The organism is Sphingomonas faeni (assembly GCF_023195535.1).
In the GTDB taxonomy this organism is placed as follows: domain Bacteria; phylum Pseudomonadota; class Alphaproteobacteria; order Sphingomonadales; family Sphingomonadaceae; genus Sphingomonas; species Sphingomonas faeni_B.
In genome coordinates this window covers 886,961-908,955 of the sequence record NZ_JALPNF010000001.1, presented here as the reverse complement: position 1 = coordinate 908,955, position 21,995 = coordinate 886,961, and the positions used below count along the sequence as shown (strand labels likewise).

20 protein-coding genes are annotated in these 21,995 nt (G+C 66.3%); 13 read left to right on the top strand and 7 right to left on the bottom strand.

The features are described from left to right. Positions 1-69 precede the first annotated feature (69 nt). The gene (locus SPHN_RS03785) at positions 70-735 is read right to left on the bottom strand and encodes a TIGR02117 family protein (protein WP_248521236.1); all 666 of its coding nucleotides are present in this window, start codon (positions 733-735) and stop codon (positions 70-72) included. A gap of 22 nt (positions 736-757) precedes the next feature. On the opposite strand from SPHN_RS03785, the gene phhA reads away from it, so the two are divergent. Further along, a complete protein-coding gene (gene phhA / locus SPHN_RS03780; protein WP_248521235.1) occupies positions 758-1,636 on the top strand; it encodes a phenylalanine 4-monooxygenase in 879 nt (292 codons plus the stop codon). 243 nt (positions 1,637-1,879) lie between these two features. Here phhA and SPHN_RS03775 read toward each other — a convergent pair whose 3' ends face one another. The 4 genes from SPHN_RS03775 to SPHN_RS03760 form a co-directional block, all read right to left on the bottom strand. Continuing rightward, positions 1,880-2,827 (bottom strand): 50S ribosomal protein L11 methyltransferase, encoded by a 948-nt coding sequence (locus SPHN_RS03775; protein WP_248521234.1) that lies wholly within the window; start codon positions 2,825-2,827, stop codon positions 1,880-1,882. Beyond that, complete coding sequence (locus tag SPHN_RS03770) at positions 2,817-3,506, bottom strand: SDR family NAD(P)-dependent oxidoreductase (protein WP_248521233.1); 690 nt, start codon at positions 3,504-3,506, stop codon at positions 2,817-2,819. Before SPHN_RS03770 ends, SPHN_RS03775 begins: the two co-directional genes overlap by 11 nt. Before the next feature lie 69 nt (positions 3,507-3,575). Then, positions 3,576-5,315, bottom strand: coding sequence for a gamma-glutamyltransferase (ggt, locus tag SPHN_RS03765; protein WP_248521230.1), 1,740 nt, complete (start codon positions 5,313-5,315; stop codon positions 3,576-3,578). 196 nt (positions 5,316-5,511) lie between these two features. Next, positions 5,512-6,540, bottom strand: coding sequence for a quinone-dependent dihydroorotate dehydrogenase (locus tag SPHN_RS03760; RefSeq protein WP_248521228.1), 1,029 nt, complete (start codon positions 6,538-6,540; stop codon positions 5,512-5,514). 284 nt (positions 6,541-6,824) lie between these two features. Between SPHN_RS03760 and SPHN_RS03755 the strand changes: the two genes are divergently transcribed. The 10 genes from SPHN_RS03755 (at position 6,825) to SPHN_RS03710 (ending at position 15,921) form a co-directional block, all read left to right on the top strand. After that, on the top strand, positions 6,825-7,253 hold the full coding sequence (locus tag SPHN_RS03755; protein ID WP_248521226.1) for an SUF system Fe-S cluster assembly regulator: 429 nt from the start codon (positions 6,825-6,827) through the stop codon (positions 7,251-7,253). Between the two features lie 124 nt (positions 7,254-7,377). Next, the gene (gene sufB / locus SPHN_RS03750; protein ID WP_248521224.1) at positions 7,378-8,868 is read left to right on the top strand and encodes a Fe-S cluster assembly protein SufB; all 1,491 of its coding nucleotides are present in this window, start codon (positions 7,378-7,380) and stop codon (positions 8,866-8,868) included. Further along, entirely contained in the window at positions 8,865-9,110 is a 246-nt protein-coding gene (locus SPHN_RS03745) for a hypothetical protein (RefSeq protein ID WP_248521222.1), read from the top strand. The genes sufB and SPHN_RS03745 overlap by 4 nt, the downstream gene beginning before the upstream one ends. A 7-nt stretch (positions 9,111-9,117) precedes the next feature. Further along, on the top strand, positions 9,118-9,861 hold the full coding sequence (gene sufC, locus SPHN_RS03740) for a Fe-S cluster assembly ATPase SufC (protein ID WP_248521220.1): 744 nt from the start codon (positions 9,118-9,120) through the stop codon (positions 9,859-9,861). A gap of 146 nt (positions 9,862-10,007) precedes the next feature. Next, the gene (locus tag SPHN_RS03735; protein ID WP_248521218.1) at positions 10,008-11,081 is read left to right on the top strand and encodes a SufB/SufD family protein; all 1,074 of its coding nucleotides are present in this window, start codon (positions 10,008-10,010) and stop codon (positions 11,079-11,081) included. A gap of 158 nt (positions 11,082-11,239) precedes the next feature. Then, positions 11,240-12,418, top strand: a complete 1,179-nt coding sequence (locus SPHN_RS03730; protein WP_248521491.1) for a cysteine desulfurase — start codon at positions 11,240-11,242, stop codon at positions 12,416-12,418. Continuing rightward, entirely contained in the window at positions 12,415-12,876 is a 462-nt protein-coding gene (locus tag SPHN_RS03725; RefSeq protein WP_248521216.1) for an SUF system Fe-S cluster assembly protein, read from the top strand. The genes SPHN_RS03730 and SPHN_RS03725 overlap by 4 nt, the downstream gene beginning before the upstream one ends. A gap of 135 nt (positions 12,877-13,011) precedes the next feature. Further along, positions 13,012-13,365 carry a HesB/IscA family protein gene (locus SPHN_RS03720; protein WP_248521215.1) on the top strand — a complete coding sequence of 118 codons (354 nt, stop codon included), beginning with the start codon at positions 13,012-13,014 and terminating at the stop codon, positions 13,363-13,365. A gap of 290 nt (positions 13,366-13,655) precedes the next feature. Continuing rightward, complete coding sequence (locus SPHN_RS03715; RefSeq protein WP_248521214.1) at positions 13,656-15,047, top strand: amino acid permease; 1,392 nt, start codon at positions 13,656-13,658, stop codon at positions 15,045-15,047. Between the two features lie 10 nt (positions 15,048-15,057). Then, a complete protein-coding gene (locus SPHN_RS03710) occupies positions 15,058-15,921 on the top strand; it encodes an S-methyl-5'-thioadenosine phosphorylase (protein ID WP_248521213.1) in 864 nt (287 codons plus the stop codon). A gap of 36 nt (positions 15,922-15,957) precedes the next feature. Here SPHN_RS03710 and SPHN_RS03705 read toward each other — a convergent pair whose 3' ends face one another. Continuing rightward, positions 15,958-16,293, bottom strand: coding sequence for a DUF6481 family protein (locus tag SPHN_RS03705; protein ID WP_248521212.1), 336 nt, complete (start codon positions 16,291-16,293; stop codon positions 15,958-15,960). A 297-nt stretch (positions 16,294-16,590) separates the two neighbouring features. Between SPHN_RS03705 and SPHN_RS03700 the strand changes: the two genes are divergently transcribed. Next, the gene (locus SPHN_RS03700) at positions 16,591-18,183 is read left to right on the top strand and encodes a hypothetical protein (RefSeq protein WP_248521211.1); all 1,593 of its coding nucleotides are present in this window, start codon (positions 16,591-16,593) and stop codon (positions 18,181-18,183) included. Between the two features lie 88 nt (positions 18,184-18,271). Then, entirely contained in the window at positions 18,272-20,992 is a 2,721-nt protein-coding gene (locus SPHN_RS03695) for a TonB-dependent receptor domain-containing protein (protein WP_248521210.1), read from the top strand. 162 nt (positions 20,993-21,154) lie between these two features. On the opposite strand, the gene SPHN_RS03690 is transcribed toward SPHN_RS03695, so the two are convergent. Next, complete coding sequence (locus SPHN_RS03690) at positions 21,155-21,811, bottom strand: prolyl hydroxylase family protein (protein ID WP_248521489.1); 657 nt, start codon at positions 21,809-21,811, stop codon at positions 21,155-21,157. Positions 21,812-21,995: the final 184 nt, after the last annotated feature.

Sequence of the window (21,995 nt, the reverse complement as noted above, 5' to 3'; positions counted from 1 at the left end):
CCGCGAAGGCGGGAGCCCAGCCTGGACTCCCGCCTTCGCGGGAGAACAATCTAGCGGGCAGGACAGCCCCTAAAACCACTCCATCACAGTAACCGGAAACGGCGTCCACCACCCAACCCGCACCCCCGCAAATCGCAGGGCATCCCCCGTCCAGCTGTTACACGTCCGAACCGCGCTATACCGCCCGTTAGCCTCGTAAAACGCGTCATAACCCGCATACCCAGGATACCGCGCACCCCCGTCGCGAAAGCTCGCGCGGATATACGCCGCCAGCCGCCGATACTGCGCCGGCGTCACCACGATCTCCCGAGCCCCATCCCCCGCCCGTGGCCTCGGCAGATGATCGACATGCACCAACGTCCGATCACTCCCGACCGCCGAAGCAACCACCGTCCGCAGCTTCACGTCCGCCCAGGTCGGTGTCTCCAGGTAGAAGCTCTTCTCTCCCCACCCGAACGACACATGATCAAACGCGCCATAGCGAGGATCGCGCAGATCCTCCGCCCGAGCCACCCCGCGCCAATCGACCCCGGCGGCCATTTTCGGCACGATGATCCCGGTATGCACGCCGTTGCTCTCGACGAAGATGTGCACCCCCTCGGCAGGGGGCCGCCAATCGCGATTGCTGGGGATCGACCCGCCGACCAGCCCCGCCACCGCATAGCTCGCGACCACCCCGAACACGGCGGCGATCGCCCATGAAATCCACTTAACCCAACGCGTTTCCGTCTTCATTCCGTCATGCTAGACCAAGCCCATGGCCAATGACACGCACGTACTGAGCACTCCGCCCGAAGGCGCCCCCGACTGGACGATCCCGCAGAACTGGGCGGCCTATACCGCCGAGGATCACGCGACCTGGGACACGCTGTTCGCGCGCCAGTCGAAGCTGCTCCCCGGCCGCGCCTCGAACGCGTGGCTGCGCGGGCTCGATGTATTGAAGCTGTCGAAGCCCGGCATCCCCGATTTCGAGGAACTGTCCGAGCGCCTGACGAAGCTCACGGGCTGGTCGGTCGTCGCGGTGCCCGGGCTCGTCCCCGACGACGTGTTCTTCGACCACATGGCCAACCGGCGGTTCGTGGCCGGCAACTTCATTCGTCGGCCCAACCAGCTCGACTACCTCCAGGAGCCCGACGTGTTTCACGACGTGTTCGGCCACGTGCCGATGCTCGCCGATCCGGTGTTCGCGGATTACCTCGCCGCCTACGGTCGCGGCGGTCAGCGCGCGCTCGGCCTCGATGCGCTGAAATATCTCGGGCGGCTCTATTGGTACACGGTCGAGTTCGGCCTGATCGCGGAGCCCGAGGGCCTGCGCATCTACGGCTCGGGCATCGTCTCCAGCTACGCCGAAACCCGCTTCGCGCTCGACGATCCGAGCCCCAACCGGATCGCGCTCGATCTCGCCCGGGTGATGCGGACCGAATACCGGATCGACGATTTCCAGCAGAACTACTTCGTGATTCCGAGCTTCGACGAGTTGCTGCGGCTGACGGTAGAGACGGATTTCGCGCCATTGTATGAGGAGCTGAAGGCGCTGCCGGATATCCCGGTGGCGCGGATCGAGCCGGGGGATGTGGTCATCACTGAGGGTACGCAAGACTACGCGAACGCAAAGGTGGCCGCGGAGACCGCATAAAAGCCTCCCTCACAGAGGCCACTACCCCGGCGGAGGCCGGGGCCCAGTTGGGATAGCGGTGCGGTTCTATCTCAAGGCTTCACCCAACTGGGCCCCGGCCTTCGCCGGGGTGGTGTCAGAGATGGGGTAAGGGCAACCTTTGCAAACTTGTTCCCCCGCGAAGGCGGGGGCCCAGACTGGACCCCCGCCTTCGCGGGGGAACGTTCTTCTGAGGGAAGGGCAGCTCTCAGATTTCCGCACCCCTCAAATATCGAGTGCCCACCCATCGCGACCCTTGGGATCGAACGGCCCATCGGCCACGAAACGCTCAACCCCAGCCTTTAACCGAAGCACACTCCAATCCCCCCGCCGGTCGACCGCCTCGAGCGAGCAGCCGCAAGCCTCATACGCCGCCACGACTCCGGCACGCTGGGTCTCCAGCAACCCGGCTAGAACGATCGTTGCTCGCGCATCCGCAATCGACGCGATTTCCGGCGCCATCGACACCAACGGCCCAGCCAGAATATTCGCGATCACCAGATCATACGGCGCGCGCGTCACGATCGCCTCGTCCAACGTGCCGTCAGCGACCACCAGATCGATCCCCGAGACCCTATTCAACGCCGCATTCTCGCACGTAACGTCGATCGAGACCGGATCGATATCCGTCCCCATCACCTTGGCCCCAGGCCAAAGATGCGCCGCCGCAAACGCGAGCAAACCCGTCCCCGTCCCGATATCGATGACGTTCGCAAATTCGGCATCCGCCAGCCCGTCGAGCATGGCCAGACACCCGCTCGTCGTCTCGTGATGCCCGGTCCCGAACGCCCGGCTCGCCTCGATCAGAAACGCCCGCTTGTCCGCCGGCACATCGCCCGCATGCGCGCCGGTATGTACGAAGAACCGCCCGACCGACAAAGGCTCGAGCCCGGCCTGGCTCATCGTCACCCAGTCCGCATCGCCCAATTGCTCGACCGCGATCTTGGCCCCGGCCGCACTCGGCACCAGCGCACGCACCGCGGCGACCGTGTCGGCGGCCGGCTCATGCTCGAAATACGCATCGAGCCGCCATGATTCGACGTCGTCCTCGATCTCCTCGGTGGTCATCAGCACCGCGTCGCCCGGAATCGCGTCACCCAGATCGCCACTCGCATCGATCGCCTCCGCCTCGGCCCGCGTGCAGGGGAGGGTGAGCTTCCAACTATCGGACATAGCTGGCCCCATTCACATCGATCACGGACCCGGTCATCGAGGCCGGCGCCTCCAGCGCGCAATAGCGGGCGACCGACGCGATCTCGGCGGGCTCCGCGACCTTGCCGAGCGGAATATCCGCCAGCAACGCATCGCCCCCGCGGCCCTCCAGATACTCCTCCGCCATCCCGGTCATCGTGAAGCCCGGACACACCGCGAACGCCAGGATGCCTTCGCGCGCATACCCTCGAGCGATGGTCTTGGTCATCGCCACCATCCCCGCCTTCGACGCGGCATAATGCCAGTGCGCGGGCGAATCCCCGCGATACGCCGCCCGACTCGCGATATTGACGATCCGCCCACCGACGCCCCGCGATTGCCAATGCAGCACCGCCAACCGGCACAATTCGGCCGACGCGGTCAGGTTGACCCGCATCGTCCGCTCCCATTGCGCGGTCCAGTCGTCCGCGCCCAGCGGGCTAGCCTCGAACACCCCCGCATTGTTGATCAGCACGTCGATCGTACCGCCAGCCTGCTCCAGCGCGGCGTTCCACAACGCAGTCGGCGCCGCAGGATCGGCGAAGTCGGCCGGGATGCCGCTGGCGGTCCCATGCCCAATGACGGCTGCGCCAGCGTCGGTCAGCGCAGAATGGATGGCGGCGCCTATGCCGCGGCTCGAACCTGTTAGGAGAATAGACATGCCCTCCCTTTAGCGGGCGATGCCGTCCGTGTCCCAGCCGATGCTCCCGCCCATTGGCTGTTTTCCGTCTTATTCCGGCGCGCGCTGCAGGACGCCGACGCGCCGGATCCGGGATATCGTGCCGTCCTGGCTCATCGCGACGCCTTCGCTGCGCGGGTCCGCGGCGCCGATCCATTTGCCGCCGACGCGCTCGATCGCGTTCGCTTTCAGGCCCAGCGGCGTCACTCGCACTGTTTCGCCGAGCGCCTCCAGGGCGGGGATCATCGCCTCGATCTGCGTACCCTTTTCCGCCGCCGCGACGTGGCCGGGGGCGTAGAGCAACCCCAGCGCGATCGAGTCCTGCGCGGACAATTTCCAGTCGATCACGCCGATGATCGCCTTGGCCACCTGCGCGATGATCGTCGAGCCGCCCGCCGCGCCGACGGCGAGGCGAACTTTCCCGTCGGGGCCGTAGACGATCGTCGGCGCCATCGAGCTGCGCGGCCGCTTGCCGCCCTCGACGCGGTTGGCGACGAGCGCGTCGTTCTTTTCGGGGACGATATCGAAATCGGTCAGCTGGTTGTTGAGCACGGTGCCGTCGACGGTGATGCCGGACCCGAAATAGCTCTCGACGGTGGTGGTCACCTCGACGACGTTGCCGCGTGCGTCGGCCACCGCGAGATCCGTCGTGCCAGGAACTTCGCTGACCGGCGCGGGGGCGCGGGCGGGGGCGCCGGGAGGCGTGCCGGGCGCGACGGTCCGCATGGTCGTCGCGGGCGAAATCAACGCCGAGCGTGCCGCTAGATAGACGGGGTCGAGCATGCCCTTGATCGGCACGCGGACGAAATCGGGATCCCCGACGTAAAGGTCGCGGTCGGCATAAGCGAGGCGCGAGGATTCGGCGAACACATGCCAGGCCTGCGCGCTGTCCTTGCCGAGTTTCCCCATGTCGAAGCGTTCGAGCTGTTTCAGGATCATCAGCACGGTCAGGCCACCGGACGACGGGGGGCCCATCCCGCAGACCTGGTAGACGCGGTATTTGATGCAGACCGGCGGGCGGTTCTTCGCGTCGTAGCTCGCGAGATCGCCGGTCGTCATCTTCGAGGGGTTGCGCGCGGCGGTGTTGACCGCGGTGACGATCTTCTGCGCCTCGGGCCCGACGTAGAAGCTGTCGGGGCCTTGTGTGGCGATGCGTTGGAGCAGCGCGGCCTGCGCGGGGTTCTTCACCGTGTCACCGACGGCGACAGGCGTGCCGTCTGCTTTCGAGAACAGCGCACGCGTCTCGGGCGTCACATGGCCGCCATATGCCGCCATGCCGTTGACGAGACGCGGCGTAACCTGGAACCCGTTGGTCGCGATCCGGATCGCAGGGGCGAACAGCCGCGCCCAGGGGAGCTTGCCCGACGCGCGGTGCGCGAGCGCCATGCCGCGGAGCGCGCCGGGGATGCCGACGCTGCGGCCGCCGGGAACCGCGTCGCGGTGGCTCAGCGGGGTACCGTCGGGGGCGTAGAACCAGCGCGCATCGGCGGCGGCCGGCGCTGTCTCGCGTGCGTCGATTGTGCTGAGCGCGCCGCCGGCCGCATGGCTGACCCAGAAGCTGCCGCCGCCGATCCCCGAGCTCTGCGGCTCGACGACGTTGAGCGCGAGCATCGTCGCGATCGCCGCGTCGGTGGCGCTGCCGCCGGCGCGGAGGATCTCGACGCCGGCGGCGGCTGCGCGGGGGTCGGCGGCGCTGACCATGCCCTGGTCTTTGGGAGCGGGGGCGGGTTGGCGCGCGTCTGCGGTGGCGACGGGGACGAGGAGGGCGAGCGCAAGGAGAGAGGTCTTCATCGCCGGCGAGCGTAGCGCGGTTCGGGTATGAGGCAAGTCGCCAGGGCAGGCATCGGCGCACTGCACTCGTCATTCCGCCGCCCCGCCCCCTCCGTCACCCCAGCGAAAGCTGGAGTATATCTGTCAGGCGGACTACAAGAGTCTCACCGGGATATCCCAGCTTTCGCTGGGATGACGGTTGAGGTGGGGGGGTAGCTTAGCGGGCGTCGACCCCCACCGCGTCGGCGACCTTCGCAAACCCGTCGCGCTTCAGCAGCGCGTCCAGTTCGCGGAGGATGCGGGCGGGGAGGCCGGGGCCTTCGTAGACTAGCGCGGTGTAGAGCTGGACGAGGCTCGCACCGGCGCGGAGGCGGGCATAGGCTTCGGCGCCGCTGTCGATGCCGCCGACCGAGATCAGGGGGATCGCTGCGCCGGTGGCCTTGCGGAAGTCGGCCAGGCGTTGGCGGGCTAGCGAAGCTAGCGGCGCGCCGGAGAGGCCGCCGGTTTCCTTGGCGTTGGCCGAGCGCAGGCCGGGGCGGGAGATCGTCGTGTTGTTGACGATCAGCGCGTCGATGCGGTTGTCGAGGGCGGCGCGGGCGATGTCGTCGATGTCGGTGGGGTCGAGATCGGGGGCGACCTTGAGGAAGATCGGCGTGGTGCCCTTGGCAGCGGTGCAGGCGGCGAGCAGCTCGCGGAGTGCGGCGCCGTGCTGGAGGTCGCGGAGGCCGGGGGTGTTGGGGGAGCTGATGTTTATGGTGATGTAGTCGGCGTGGGGTGCGGCACGGGTGACGCCGTGGACATAGTCGGCGGTGCGGTCGGTCGCATCCTTGTTCGCGCCGACGTTGATGCCGAGGATGCCGTTGCGCTTTGCGCTCTGTGCACGGGGAAGCGCGCCATCGAGGCCGCCGTTGTTGAAGCCCAGGCGGTTGATGACGGCGCGGTCTTCGGGGAGGCGGAAGATGCGGGGCTTTGGGTTGCCGGGCTGGGCGAGCGGCGTGAGCGTGCCGATCTCGACGCTACCGAAGCCCAGGCCGAAGAAGCCGGCGATCGCGTGGCCGTCCTTGTCGACGCCTGCCGCGAGGCCGAGTGGGTTGGGGAAGGCGATCCCCGCCACGGTCGTCGCGAGCCGCGGCACGCGGGGGGCGAGCGGCGTGCCGGCCTTCCCCCACGCGCCAAGGGAGGCGATGGTCAAACCGTGCGCGCGTTCGGCGTCGAGGCGGAAGAGGATCGGGTGGTAGAAGGCCATGCGTCGTCCTCGCGTCCCGTTGTGATAGCGTCAAGCCTTGCACCGCCGGGCATGTCTTGCTCCGCAAATCTACATTGTCCGACCTCCCCAACCCGTCACCCCCGCGAAAGCTGGGGTCTCCCCGTTCAAGCCACTCGACCCGAACCGGGAGACCCCAGCTTTCGCTGGGGTGACGACGCGATTCAGTTGCGAGTCGTTAGCACCGCCCGCCGGGTTGACGATGCACTGCACAAAGCCCATTTGATCAATCGGATCATATCGGTCCGATTGGACTCTAAGCCACTATGCGTCTCTCCAGCCTAGCCGACTATGCGGTCGTGATGATGAGCGCCGCGGCGCGTCATTGCGGCGGTATCGCTCGGCTGAACGCGACGCTGCTAAGCGAGGAGACCGGCGTGCCGTTGCCGACCGTGCAGAAGCTGGTGAGCCGGCTGTCGGCCGCGGGGCTGATCGAGAGCACGCGCGGTACCGGCGGCGGCTTTCGCCTGTCGCGACCGCCCGCGATGATCTCGCTCGCAGACATCATCGAGGCGGTCGAAGGCCCGATCGCGCTGACTGCGTGCGTCGACGGCGCCTCGCAGGATTGCTGTATCGACCAGAGCTGTCGCGTGAAACCGCACTGGAACGCGGTCAATGGGGCGGTCCGCGGAGCGCTCGCCGGCGTGTCGCTCGCTAGTCTTTCGCAAGCCCCCCTTTCGCAGGTGCCCGCATGACGCGCGTAGCGCCTTACCCCTTCCTCAGCGATCTCTGCGCCTCTGCGCGCAAAATTTCTTGTTCGCGCAGAGGCGCAGAGATCGCCGAGTTTTTTGAGAGCCGCGTTGCGGCGGAGATGGAATGATGGCTACCCGGAACGCAGAGGCGTATGCCGCCGCGAACAAGACGTATGAGTGGGGCTTCTCCTCGGACATCGAACAGGAATTCGCGCCGAAGGGTCTGTCGGAAGACACGGTGCGCTTCATTTCCGCCAAGAAGGGCGAGCCGCAGTGGATGCTCGACTGGCGGCTGAAGGCGTTCGCCTTGTGGCAGACGATGGAAGCGCCCGACTGGTCGAAGCTCAACGTGCCGCCGATCGATTACCAGGACGCGTATTATTACGCGGAGCCCAAGGCGAAGCCGAAGCTCGGGTCGCTCGACGAGGTCGATCCCGAGATCCTGCGCGTCTATGAGAAGCTTGGCATTCCGATCGGCGAGCAGAAGATGCTGGCGGGCGTGGTCGAGGATCCGCTCGACGCGGACGGCAACCCGAAGCGTCGCGTCGCGGTGGATGCGGTGTTCGACAGCGTGTCGGTTGCGACCACGTTCCGCAAGGAGCTCGAGGCCGCGGGCGTGATCTTCCGCTCGATCTCCGAGGCGATCAAGGAATATCCCGAGCTCGTCCGGAAGTGGCTCGGCAAGGTCGTGCCGCAGCGCGACAATTACTTCGCGACGCTGAACTCGGCGGTCTTCTCCGATGGCACGTTCGTCTACATCCCGGAGGGCGTGCGCTGCCCGATGGAGCTGTCGACGTACTTCCGGATCAACGCCGAGAATACCGGGCAGTTCGAGCGCACGCTGATCGTGGCGGACAAGGGGTCGTACGTCTCGTATCTCGAAGGCTGCACCGCGCCGATGCGCGACGAGAACCAGTTGCACGCGGCGGTGGTCGAACTGGTTGTGCTCGACGACGCCGAGATCAAATATTCGACCGTGCAGAACTGGTATCCGGGCGACGAGAACGGCGTTGGCGGGATCTACAACTTCGTCACCAAGCGCGCATTGTGCCAGGGCAAGAACTCGAAGGTCAGCTGGACTCAGGTCGAGACCGGCAGTGCGATCACGTGGAAGTATCCCTCGTGCGTGCTGCTCGGCGATGGCTCGGTCGGCGAGTTCTATTCGGTCGCGGTGACGAACAACCGCCAGCAGGCCGATACCGGCACGAAGATGATCCACCTCGGCAAGAACACGCGATCCACGATCGTGTCGAAGGGGATTTCGGCCGGGCGCTCGGACAACACGTATCGCGGGCTGGTGCGTGTCGCGCCGACCGCAGAGGGTGTGCGGAACTTCACCCAGTGCGACAGCCTGCTGCTTGGCGACCAGTGCGGCGCGCATACCGTGCCGTATATCGAGGTCCGCAACCCGTCCGCGCAGATCGAGCATGAGGCGACCACGTCGAAGATCTCCGAGGACCAGCTGTTCTACGCGATGTCGCGCGGGCTGGATGCGGAGGCGGCGGTCGCGCTGATCGTGAATGGTTTCGCGCGCGAGGTGCTGCAGCAACTGCCCATGGAGTTCGCAGTCGAAGCGCAGAAGCTGCTGGGGATCAGCCTTGAGGGGAGTGTGGGGTGATCGCAGCCCACTCCCGGTCGCCGCTGCTTGTTTCTGCACTGCCCATCATTGGGGCAGTGTTGGCAGGCGTGTTTGATCGGGATTTCTGGTTTGCTGCTCCCTTGGCTGTTCTGTTGACCATCGCAGTTGGCGCAATCTCTTTCATGGTAAACCGCAACGGCGCTTGGTCCGTCCATGCACTCGTTGGCGGCACTATTGGCTGGGTCGCCAGCGTAACCATCCTTATGAATCTTGAAATCTGAGAAGATGATGCTGAAAATTGAAAACCTCCACGCCGAGATCGACGGCAAGGAAATCCTCAAGGGCTTGTCCCTAACCGTCAACGCGGGCGAGGTGCACGCGATCATGGGGCCGAATGGGGCGGGCAAGTCGACGCTGGGCTATGTGCTTGGCGGGCGGCCCGGCTATGAGGTCACGGCGGGGTCGGTGACGTTCGACGGTGTCGACCTGCTCGAGCTGGAGGCGCATGAGCGCGCCGCGGCGGGCGTGTTCCTCGGCTTCCAGTATCCGGTCGAGATCCCCGGGGTGTCGAACGTCCAGTTCCTGCGCGAGGCGCTCAACGCCCAGCGTGCGACGCGCGACGAGAAGCCGCTGTCGGGGGGCGAGTTCCTGAAGCTCGCGCGCGGGCAGGCGGATCTGCTCGGCATGGATTACGACATGCTCAAGCGGCCGGTGAACGTCGGCTTTTCGGGCGGCGAGAAGAAGCGCAACGAGATGGTCCAGATGGGCATCGTCAACCCGAAGTTCGCGATCCTCGACGAGACCGATTCGGGGCTCGACATCGATGCGCTGCGCGTCGTCGGCGACGGCATCAACCGCATCATGCGCGCGCCCGACAAGGCGGTGCTGCTGATCACGCATTACCAGCGGCTGCTGGACTATGTGGAGCCGGACTTCGTGCACGTGCTGGCGGATGGCAAGATCGTCCGCTCGGGCGGCAAGGAACTCGCGCAGCAGCTCGAGAGCGAAGGCTATGTGGGGATCGCCGCATGAGCGTTCTGTCGCAAATCCTCTCCGGTACGGGGAGGGGGACCAGCGAAGCTGGTGGAGGGGGTTCTCCACTGGACGTAGCGTCCGTGGAAGCCCCCCTCCACCCCGCCGCTACGCGTCGCGGTCCCCCTCCCCGTGCCGGGGAGGATTTGAAGGCCGAACTTCCCTCGACGCGTGAGGAATCCTGGCGCTGGGGTGATCCGGCGGCGATTGTGGCGGCGGCTGAACTGCCACGCGGCGTTGCGTCAGATGCTGGCGAGTGGTTTTTGGACTTGCCGGGTGCGCGGGCGGTGTTCGTCGATGGGGTGCTCGACGAGGCTCGGAGCGATTTGCGGCACGTTGCGATCGCGCACGTCGATGGCGGCGCGCATGTGCTTGGTCGCCGTACGACCGGGACCGGCTGGTCGATCCGGGTTGAGGCGAACGCTGCGGCGGAGCTTCTCCAGATCGTTCACATCGCGACCGGCGGCGAGAACCAGCTTCCGGCCGAGCTTCTGCTTGCCGACGGTGCGAGCGCGTCGGTGGTCGAGACCTATGCCGGCGCCGGCTGGTCGAACCGGTCGACGCGGATGACGCTCGGCAAGGGCGCCAAGCTGACGCGGGCGGTGCGGTTGTTGCAGGGCGATGGCTTCGTGTCGTTGCGCGACGAGGTGGACATCCATGCGGGTGCCAGCCTGATCGCGACGGTGCTCGGCGCGGGCGATGCGGGCACGCGGATCGAGGGGTCGATCATCGTCTCGGGTGACGATGCGTTTGCAGAATATGGTGGCGCGTTGCTGACGCGGAACGACCAGCGGCAGGAATGTGCGGTGTCGGTGCGGCATGCCGCGCTGAACGGGCAGAGCAAGCAGATCTGGCGTGCGGTCGCGGCGGACAAGTCGACCGCCAGTCTTGCGGCGCGGGTCGAGGTGGCGCGCGATGCGCAGAAGACCGACGGCGTGCAGTCGCTCCGCGGGTTGCTGTTGCAGCGGACCGCGACGGTCAACCTGAAGCCCGAGCTGGAGATCTTCGCGGACGACGTGAAGTGCGCGCATGGCGCGACGGTCGGCGAACTCGACCAGCGCGCGCTGTTCTACATGCAGAGCCGTGGCATCCCGCATGCCAAGGCGCAAGCGCTGCTCACGCGCGCGTTCGTGGGGGATGCGTTCGTGCAGATCGCGGACGAGGCGGTGCGGGAGGCTTTCGTGGCGGATGCGGATGCGTGGCTGGAGCGGGCGCTGTGAATGACGGGACAGAAATCCTCCCCGGCACGGGGAGGGGGACCAGCGTGGCTGGTGGAGGGGGGGCTCCACGAGGCGTAGCGTCTGTGGAAGCCCCCCTCCACCCCGCCGCTTCGCGTCGCGGTCCCCCTCCTCGTGCCGGGGAGGATGCGCTCGACCGGCTGTCGGACTTCCCCGCGATCCCAGAGGGCTGGGCCTATCTCGACACAGCCGCCACCGCGCAGAAGCCGCAGGTCGTGGTCGATGCGATCACGCGTGCGTATGGCGAAACCTATGCGACCGTGCACCGGGGGGTTTACCAGCGTTCGGCCGATATGACGGTTGCTTACGAGGCGGCGCGGAAGGCCGTCGCGCGGTTCATCGGCGCGGGGTCGCCCGACGAGGTCGTGTTCGTTCGCGGCGCGACGGAGGGCATCAACCTCGTCGCCCAATGCTGGGCCGGCGAGCAGTTGAAGGCAGGTGACCGCATCCTGCTGTCTTTGCTCGAGCATCACTCCAACATCGTGCCTTGGCAGATGGTCGCCGAACGTGTGGGCGCGGCGATCGACGTCATTCCGCTCACCCCCGATCACCGTATCGATCTCGACGCGATGGAGCGGATGATCACGCCGGCGCACAAGCTGGTCGCGCTCGGGCATGTCTCGAACGTGCTCGGGTCTGTGCTCGATGCGAAGCGCGCGACCGAGATCGCGCATTCGGTTGGCGCGAAGATCCTGCTCGACGGCTGCCAGTCGGTGCCGCGGATCGCGGTCGACGTGAAGGCGATCGGGTGCGATTTCTACGTGTTGTCCGGGCACAAGCTGTACGGGCCGACCGGGATCGGCGTGCTGTGGGCGAAGCCTGAACTGCTCGACGCGATGCCGCCGTATCAGGGTGGCGGGTCGATGATCGACAAGGTGTCGTTCGCCAGGACCACCTATGCGCCGCCGCCGGGGCGGTTCGAGGCGGGGACGCCGCATATCGTCGGTGCGCTCGGGCTGCATGCCGCGATCGACTATGTCGAGAGCATCGGGCTCGACGCGATCCACGCGCACGAGACGGCGCTGGTGACCGCGACACGCGAGGCGTTGTCGGGGATCAATTCGGTGCGCCTCTACGGCCCGGCGGACTCGGCGGGGATCGTGAGCTTCACGATCGAGGGGGTTCATCCGCACGATATCGGCACCATATTGGACGAGGAGCGCGTCGCGATCCGCGCCGGGCATCACTGCGCGCAGCCGCTTATGGAGGCGCTGGGCGTAGAAGCGACGGCCCGCGCGAGCTTCGGCGTGTATAACGGGCCGGCGGACGTCGCGGCGCTGGTGCGCGGTATCGAGCGAGTAACAAGGATTTTTGGATGAGCGATCGGTTCGAGATCGAGGAAGTGGATGCGGTCGCATCGCCGCTCAAGGCGCGGGTCGTCATGGAGACGGACTCCGACGCGGAGCGGAAGCGGGATTATCTTGCCGGTTTCCTGGCGCAGAAGCCGCAGGTGGACTCGCCCGGCGAGCCCGGCGGCGCGGTGTACGATGCGATCATCGATGCGTTGAAGGAGATCTACGATCCCGAGATCCCGGTGAACATCTACGATCTGGGGCTGATCTACGGCGTCGAGGTGACTGAGGACGGGCATGCGGTGGTGGCGATGACGCTGACCACGCCGAACTGTCCGGTCGCGGAGTCGATGCCGGCGGAGGTCGAGATGCGGGTCGGGTCGGTGCCGGGGGTCGGGTTCGCGGAAGTGAACCTGGTCTGGGATCCGCCTTGGGATCCGCAGAAGATGTCGGATGAGGCGAAGCTAGAGCTGGGCATGCTCTGACTTATGCTTCCCCTCCCGCATGCGGGAGGGGTAGGGGGTGGGCTCGCGCTCACGTCGTTGATTACGGTTCGAATGGCTGGCCGGGAGCCCACCCCCGGCCCCTCCCGCTCGCGGGAGGGGGGGAAGGAAGAAGAGATGGCGACGACATTGCGAGCACGGCCGGCGGCGCTGAACCTTACGGCGACGGCCCACGCGCGGATCGCGGATCTGATGGCGCGCGCGCCAGCGGACGCTATCGGGGTGAAGCTGTCGACGCCCAAGCGGGGGTGTTCGGGGCTGGCGTATTCGGTGGATTACGTGAGCGAGGCCAAGCCGTTCGACGAGCGAATCGAGACGCCCGGCGGCATCCTGTTCGTTGATGGCGGGTCGATCCTGTATCTGATCGGCTCGACGATGGATTGGGTTGAGGACGACTTCACCGCCGGCTTCGTGTTCCAGAACCCGAACGCCAAGGGTGCGTGCGGGTGTGGGGAAAGCTTCACCGTTTAAGAATCGCTTTAAAATAGCGTGTGTCCCCGCGAAGGCGGGGACCCAGAATGGGCCCCCGCCTTCGCGGGAGAACAAGGAGGTGCGGGTGACGGCGTTCCACTCCCTCCGTCACCCCGGACTGGTTCCGGGGGCCACCGTTCCGCGAACTCAGATTTCTCGAATGTGCGGAGCCGTGGATGCCGGAACGAGCCCGGCATGACGGAGGACGGGGCAGTTCCCGCTAACTGACCGCTAGCCTTGCCCGCCGCGCCCCTCCTGTGCCACTCCCCGCGCCAACAAAGGGGATATCCGTGGCCAGTCTGTTTCGCCGAAAAATCGTCACCGAGCAGCCGCCCGAGCATCAGCTCGCGCGCACCCTGTCGTGGCCGCACCTCGTCGCGATGGGCGTCGGCGGGATCGTCGGCACCGGTATTCTGACGCTGATCGGCGTTGGCGCAGGGCTCGCCGGGCCGGCCGTGATCCTGTCGTTCGTTATCGCCGGCGGGATCTGCGCCTGCGCGGCGCTCGCCTATGCCGAGATGGCGACGATGATCCCGGCGTCGGGCAGTGCGTACACCTACAGCTATGTGGTGCTCGGCGAGCTGATCGCGTGGGTGATCGGCTGGTCGCTGATCCTCGAATATTCGCTCGTCGTGTCGACCGTCGCGGTCGGCTGGTCGGGGTACGCGGCGCCGTTGCTGCGCGGTGCGTTCGGGTTTCCCGAGGCGCTGACGCTCAGCCCCGAACTCGGCGGCATCCTAAACGTGCCGGCGATCTTCATCATCGCGGTCGTCGCTGGCGTGCTGTCGTTCGGCACGCGCGAGAGTGCGACGCTGAACGCGGTGCTGGTGGCTGTGAAGATGATCGCGCTGACCGTGTTCGTGTTCATCGCGCTGAAGTATTTCAATAGCGCCAACCTGCATCCGTTCATGCCCTACGGCTTCCCCAAGGCGGTCCAGCCCGACGGTGCCGAACGCGGCGTCATGGCGGCGGCGGCGATCATCTTCTTCGCCTTCTACGGATTCGACGCAATCTCGACCGCGGCGGAGGAGACCAAGAACCCCGGCCGCGACCTCGCGATCGGGATCGTCGGGTCGATGGTCGCGTGCATCGCGATCTACATTCTGGTCGCGGTGGCTGCGGTCGGCGCGCTGTCGTACACCCGGTTCGCGGCGAGCGCAGAGCCGCTCGCGTTGATCCTGCGCGAGATCGGGCGCCCGGGCTTCGCGACGTTCCTCGGTGCCTCCGCGGTGATCGCGCTCCCGACCGTGCTGCTCGCCTTCCTGTTCGGCCAGAGCCGGATCTTTTTCACGATGGCGCGCGACGGGTTGCTCCCGTTGAGTCTCGCCAAGGTTTCAAAGCGAGGCGCGCCGGTGCGGATTACCTGGATCACGGCGGCGATCGTCGCGGTGATCGCGGGCCTGTTGCCGCTCGCCGAGATTGCCGCGCTCGCCAATGCCGGCACGCTCGCCGCGTTCGTCGCGGTCTGCGCGTGCATGCTGGTGATGCGCCGCCGTGCGCCCGATGCGGTCCGGACGTTCCGTGCGCCGGCCGCGACGCTGGTCGGGGCGATCGGTATCCTTGGCTGCCTGTATCTGTTCGTCAGCCTGCCCTCGAAGACGCAGCTGTATTTCGGTCTGTGGAACCTGCTCGGGCTGGTGATCTACTTCATCTACGCCCGGCCGCGAGCGCTCGCGGAATGAGTGCCGCAGAATGACCGGCTGGACGATCGGGATCATCGGCGGCTCGGGGTTGTACGCGGTCGACGGGATCGAGGACGGTCGCTGGCAAACGGTGGAGACGCCCTGGGGTGAGCCCTCCGACGCGATTTTCACCGGCCGCGTCGGCCACGTGAACGTCGCATTCCTTCCACGACACGGGCGAGGGCATCGCATTGCGCCCTCAGACCTCAATGCGCGCGCAAACATCGACGGGCTGAAGCGGCTCGGGGTGACCGACGTCCTGGCGGTGTCGTCGGTTGGGTCGCTGGTCGAGGCACGCCCGCCCGGCAGCTTCACCATCGTCGATCAGTTCATCGATCGCACCAAGGGCCGCCTGTCGAGCTTCTTCGGCACCGGCCTCGTCGCGCATGTCTCGATGGCCGATCCGGTATGCGCCCGACTGTCGCGCTATGCGGCCCAAGCGGCGCGAGAAGCCGGCGTTCAGGTCGACGACCGCGGCACCTATCTCGCGATGGAGGGGCCGCAATTCTCCACGCGCGCGGAAAGTCTTCTCTATCGCCAATGGGGCTGCGACGTGATCGGGATGACCGCGATGCCCGAGGCGAAGCTCGCGCGCGAGGCGGAGCTGCCCTACGCGCTGGTCGGCATGGTGACGGATTACGATTGCTGGCGCGAGGACGAGGCGGGCGTCGACGTCGCGCAGGTGATCGCGCAACTCGGCGCGAACGCGGAGAAAGCCCGGGCGATGGTGATGACGCTATTGCGCAATCTGCCGATGGAGCGCGAGGCTTCACCGATCGATACGTGTCTCGACACCGCGATCATCACCGCGCGCGATGTGCGCGATCCGTCGCTGGTGGCGAAACTCAGCGCGGTAGCAGGACGCGCGCTGTAGCGGGCGGATCCGCCGAGACGGATCCGCGCACGCGACTTACTTCTTCTTGTTCTTTCGCGCGGCGTATTTCGCGTCGCGAATGGCCTTCTTCTCGGCATCGGTCAGCTCGACCTTGGCCTCGGCCTCGCGCTTCTTTGCGGCCGCGATCTCGGCCTCGGCCTTCTTCGCAGCCTTTGCCTCGTCCTCGGCCGCACGCTTGGCGGCGCGCTTCTCGCGCTCGGCGAGCTCCTTGGCTTCGCGCGCGGCAAGGCGCTCGGCGACGACGGCTTCGTCGATCGGCGGCTTCGCCTTCAGCGCTTCGAGCGCCTTCTGCTTGGCGGCGGCTGCGCTGCTCGTGCGGTCCTGGAAACTGGGGTCCTTGAAAGAGGCCATTGTCGTCGAGATATCCTGTAATGATGGTCTGGCCGCACGGTCGCAGGGATGCGCCGGCGGTGACTCTGGCTGCGCCTGTAAATCATCGCGCGCCGGATCGGAAGAGATGTGTTCGTGCGCGCCGATTTCAACCCGTCGCCGGGCGCACTGTCATCGAACGGTCATATCCCAGTCATGCAAGCGTCACGCAAATCGCATCGTAACGTCACGCGCCCCGCATAGTCGCCTAATCGAGGTCGGCAGGGGGGAGCCTGAGTCGATCCATCAGATCAACGATTTCGACCGGGAGTCTCTCGAATGACCATCTTCAAGCGCACGAGTCTCGTTCTGCTGGCCGGCACCGCCTGCCTCGCACTCTCGGCCTGCGATGGCGCCGACAGTGTCGCCTCGCCGGGTGAGGGCGTGATCGTCGTTCCGGGTACGCCGACGCCGAGCCCGACCCCTTCGCCGACGCCGACCCCGGGTACGCCCGCCACGTCGTGCCCGACCGGCACTACCGACGTCGGTGTGCTCGGCAATTACCGTTCGTGCCGCCTACCGTCGCTGATCACCTCCGCGCTCAGCCTGCCGAAGGTCGCGGGCGTCGCCTACGAGATCAACGGCCGCGTCGATGTCGGTGTCGACATCGGTGGCGCCGGCACCGCGCCGACGGGCATCCCCACCACGCTGACGATCGCGGCCGGCTCGCTGGTCTATGCGAACACCACCAACGCGGACAACGACTATATGGTCGTCAACCGCGGCTCGAAGCTGATCGCCGAGGGCACCGAGACGCAGCCGATCATCTTCACCGCACAGGCTAACCTGACCGGCGGCGTCACCGACGAATCGCAGGGCCTGTGGGGTGGCATCATCCTGGCGGGTCGCGCGCCGATCTCGAACTGCAACACCACCGTCCCCGGCGGTAACGCAGCCTGCGAGAACGTCGTCGAGGGCACCAGCACCGCATTGTACGGTGGCGCCATCCCGACCGACAACAGCGGCACCATCCGTTACGTCCAGATCCGGTATTCTGGCACCGTCATCAGCCCGAACAACGAGCTTCAGGGCCTGACGCTCGGCGGCACCGGCTCTGCGACCGTGCTCGATCACATCCAGATCCACAACAGCTCGGACGACGGCATCGAGATCTTCGGCGGCCGCAGCAACCTGCGCTATCTGGCGCTGACCGGTTCGGACGATGACGGCTTGGATACCGATGTCGGCTGGCAGGGTTTCGTGCAGTTCGTGCTAGCGATCCAGAAGCCGAACAACACGCAGACCGACAACTACTCGACCGAGATCGACTCGAACGGTTCGGAAGATGCCGTGCCGCGCCAGGCTTACAACCTCGCCAACTTCACCTTCATCCAGACCTCGACCGCGACCAACGCGGCGATCCGTCTGCGCGGTGGTGCCGATGCGACCTTCGTCAACGGCATCGTCAGCAATCCGAGCAGCGCGTGCCTGAACGTCATCGCCGGCGCCGATGCAGGCGGCAAGACGACCATCCGTCCCGCCAGCACGACGCTGGAAGACAAGGGCCCGCCGGTGTTCAACTCGGTCGTGTTCAGCTGCCTGACGCCGTATGCGACGACCACCGTCAACGGCGTCACCGTGACGACCGAAGAGCAGCAGGCGCTGTTCCGTGCCGGCACCAACAACACCGAGAGCGCGGCCGTCGGTTCGGCCGTCACGGGCACGTTCCTGCCGGCCGGCGTGTCGACCACGACCACCGCGTTCAACGCGGCGACGCTCAACCCGTCGGGCAGCTCGTTCTTCGTGAACACGAGCTATGTCGGCGCGGTCAACGGCAGCACCGACACCTGGTACCGTGGTTGGACCTGCAACTCGAACCGCGCGAGCTTCGGTACGACCAGCACCGCCTGCACCGCGCTGCCGACCAGCTGACACCGACGCAAGCCTGAGGCTGCGCGGTGGGCGGGGGCCCGCCGCGCAGCCTTTTACCTACCGAATTCCTCTTGTTGCCGGGGCAGCCATGAAGTCATCCGTTCTCGTCTCCGTCCTGCTCGCGACGACGACGCTCGTCCCGGCGCAGTCGTTCGCGCAAAGCGCTCCAGCAGGGAGTGTCGTATCGCCACAGGCGGGCACGCCGGTGGAGGATCGTACGGATCCCGCCGCGGCAGCCGCGCAGCAGCAGGAGCAGGTCGAAATCTCGACGCCCGGCGGCAGCGGGAGCGGTGAGGACATCGTCGTCGTCGGTCGCAACGTCCCCAATGCGGTGCGTGCCACCGCCGCGGTCGTCAACGTGCTATCGTCCGCCGATATCGCGCGGACCGGCGAAGGCGATATCGCCGGCGCCCTGCAGCGCGTGACCGGCCTGTCGGTGGTCGGCAACGGGCTGGTCTATGTCCGCGGTCTCGGCGATCGCTACTCGTCGTCGCTGCTCAACGGCTCGCCGCTGCCGTCGCCGGAGCCGCTTCGTCGCGTCGTCCCGCTCGACATCTTCCCGACCAACGTGATCGCATCGGCGGTCGTCCAGAAGAGCTATTCGGTCAATTACTCGGGTGAATTCGGCGGCGGCGTCATCAACCTGACGACCAAGGCCGTCCCCGAAAAGACGTTCTTCCAGTTCGGCGGCTCGGTCGGCGCGGACACCGTCACGACCAGCGAGCTCGGCTATGTCTATGATGGCGGCAAGCACGACTGGACCGGTTTCGACAGCGGCGAGCGCAAGGTTCCCGGCTTCATCAAGACGGCGGGCGCAGACGGTACGTCGCTGACCGGCGCGCAGATCACCGCGCTGTCGAACGCCAAGACGAGCTTGCTGCAACAGAACAACCAGATCCCCGCCAATCTGTCGGGCGAGACCAGCTTCGGCACCTCGGCCGATATCGGCAGCACCCGGGTCGGCGTGATCGCCGCGGCCGGGATCAGCAACACGTGGCGGACGCGCGACACGATCCAGCAGTCGACCGACGACGTCGGCGGCATCCTCACGCGCGATTTCCGCACGGTGCTGACCGACAACCGTTCGATCGTCAACGGCTTGCTCGGCTTCGGCGCGGAGTTCGGCGAGAACAAGATCCGCTGGACCAACCTCTACATTCACGACACGCTGAAGCAGGGGCGCCTCAGCACCGGCTCGACCTCGAACATCGGCGATGTCGCCGGCATCCAGCCGTTCATCGTCCAGAACACCAGCTGGTTCGAACGCCAGTTGATGGACACGCAGCTGGTCGGCGAGTTCAAGTTCGGCGATTTCGCGCTCGATACCCGCGGCAGCTATGCCAAGACCGAGCGCAACTCGCCCTACGAGCGCCAGTTCACCTATCAATATAACGAGAACGTCGGCGACTACACGAACAACCTCAGCGGCTTGCAGAGCGCGACGGTCGCGTTCAGCGAACTCGACGAGACCTTGTGGTCGGGACAGGCCAACCTCACCTGGAACGTGCCATTCGACCGCCCGTTCGCGCTGTCGGTCGGCTATGCCTATAGCGACACCGATCGCACCTCGAGCCGCTACACTTTCCGCTACCAGACCGCGGGCAACGTGGCGCTGACCGATGCGGTCGCACAGCAGCGGCCCGACTTCCTGCTGTCGGACTTCAACCTCCAGACCTATGGCATCGGCCTCGCGAACACCTGCGTCGCACCGACCTGCGCGCCGACCTATGATGCGTCGCTGCGGATCCACGGTGCCTATGCCCAGGTCGAGGGCGAGATCACCGACGGCCTGCGCGCCAATGTCGGCATCCGCTACGAGGACGCACTGGAGACGGTGCTGCCGGGCGGTGGCGTCGGCGTCTCGTTCGCGCAGACCAACCTCGCGCGGTCCTATTGGCTTCCCGCCGTCACGGTGACGTGGAATTTCGCGTCCGACATGCAGCTTCGCGGGCATATGTCGAAGACGCTGGCGCGGCCGCAGTTCCGCGAACTCGCACCCCAGCTCTACCAGGATTTCGAGAGCGATCGCCTGTTCTTCGGCAACCCGTTCCTGACCGACTCGCAGCTATATAATGGCGAACTGCGCTACGAATGGTATTTCGCGCGCGACCAGAAGTTCAATCTGGCAGGCTTCTACAAGCGCATCGACAACCCGATCGAGGCGGTCGCGTTCTTCCCGGCCGGTAGCGACACGCTCCAGACCGGCTTCGCCAACGCACCGCGCGCGGACCTGTACGGCGGCGAGGTCGAGCTTCAGAAATATATCCCGCTCGACGGCGTAGGCGGCGATTTCTTCGCGACCCGCCGCCTCGTCGCGATCGCCAACTACACCTACACGCATTCGGCGTTGAAGATCGGCAACGAGCTGATCGCCAGCCCGATCCAGTCCAACGGCACGACCGCCAGCCTGCGTCCCGCCAACGTTCTGTTCCAGGACGGCGCGGCGCTGACCGGCCAGTCGGATCACCTCGTCAATCTGCAACTCGGGATCGAGGACAAGGCCAGCCTGTCGCAGCTGACGTTCCTGTTCAACTACGCCAGCGACCGCGTGACGAACCGCGGCCCGGTCGGCGGCGGCGGCGGCGTTCGCCTGCCCGACCTGATCGAGAAGCCCGGCATCCGCTTCGACGTCGTCGCGCGCCAGGGCATCGCAGTGGCGGGCAAGCAGATCGAGGTGAAGTTCGAGGCCCGCAACCTGACCGGCACCGGTTACCGCGAGTACCAGACCTTCTCGAACGGCAACGAAGTCGACATCAACCGCTACAAGCTGGGCCGTGTGTTCACGCTGGGAGCGAGCGTCCAGTTCTAAGGGCGTTCGGGACCGAACGTTTGCAAATCCTCCCCCGCCAGGGGGAGGTGGCGCGAAGCGACGGAGGGGGAGGACACGAAACAGGGGTTACCCTTTCCGCCCCCTCCGTCTGGCAAGCGCCAGCCACCTCCCGCTGGCGGGGGAGGATCGAAGCACCACGCCTCACCGCCACTCCTTCTCCCGAAACCATTTCGTGATCACATATTTGACCCCTGCGCGCACCTTCATCCCGTGATGCAGCGTCGCCGCATTCAGGCTTCCGTCCGCACGCCGGTTGTTCCACGCGAGCAGCTTGCCCGTCTCCGGCTGGACGATCTTGTCGATCGCCTTGAACCGCGTCGCGCCGCCGGCTTCGGGCTGGTTGAGATAGACCATCACGGTCCACGTCCGATTTCCCGCGACTCCGCAATAGCGCTGGTAATCGATGCCGCTCGGCTCGAAATAATCGGTGTGGCCCTTGAACTCCTGCCCGACCGCATAGCGTTGCCCCTGCAACGGTTCGCCATGCGCCGGGTCGAGCCCGGTCAGCGCCAGGATCCGACGCTCGACCTCGACCACCGCGGGATCCTCTGCCGACAGGTCACCCGTCTCGCTCGTCCGATAGCTCGCATCGCCGTTCGAATCGGAGATCGTCGATGGTCGCCGCACCGCATCGATCCGCTCGATCAGCGCCGCACACAGCTCTGGCGGCAGGAAGTCCTTGCGCACGAACAGGTCGAGCTTCGCGCTAGGCACCCGCTGCACGCCGGGGACGGACAGCCGCGCGATGACCGGTTCGGGGGGCAGGCCGGAGCCGCTGGAGGAGAGATGCTCGAACATCCGCGTGATCTGCCCATCGTCGAGGCGATGCGCTACCCCGTCCTTCATTCCGGGGCGGGCTGTATCAGATTGCACATGAACACGGCGCAAGGCATTGACGCGGAATTGTAACATGGCATGCCTACGCGACGAGATGCGGGAAATTGGGGTGGGTCGCGCATGCGATTGAAGCTGGACGCGCGAG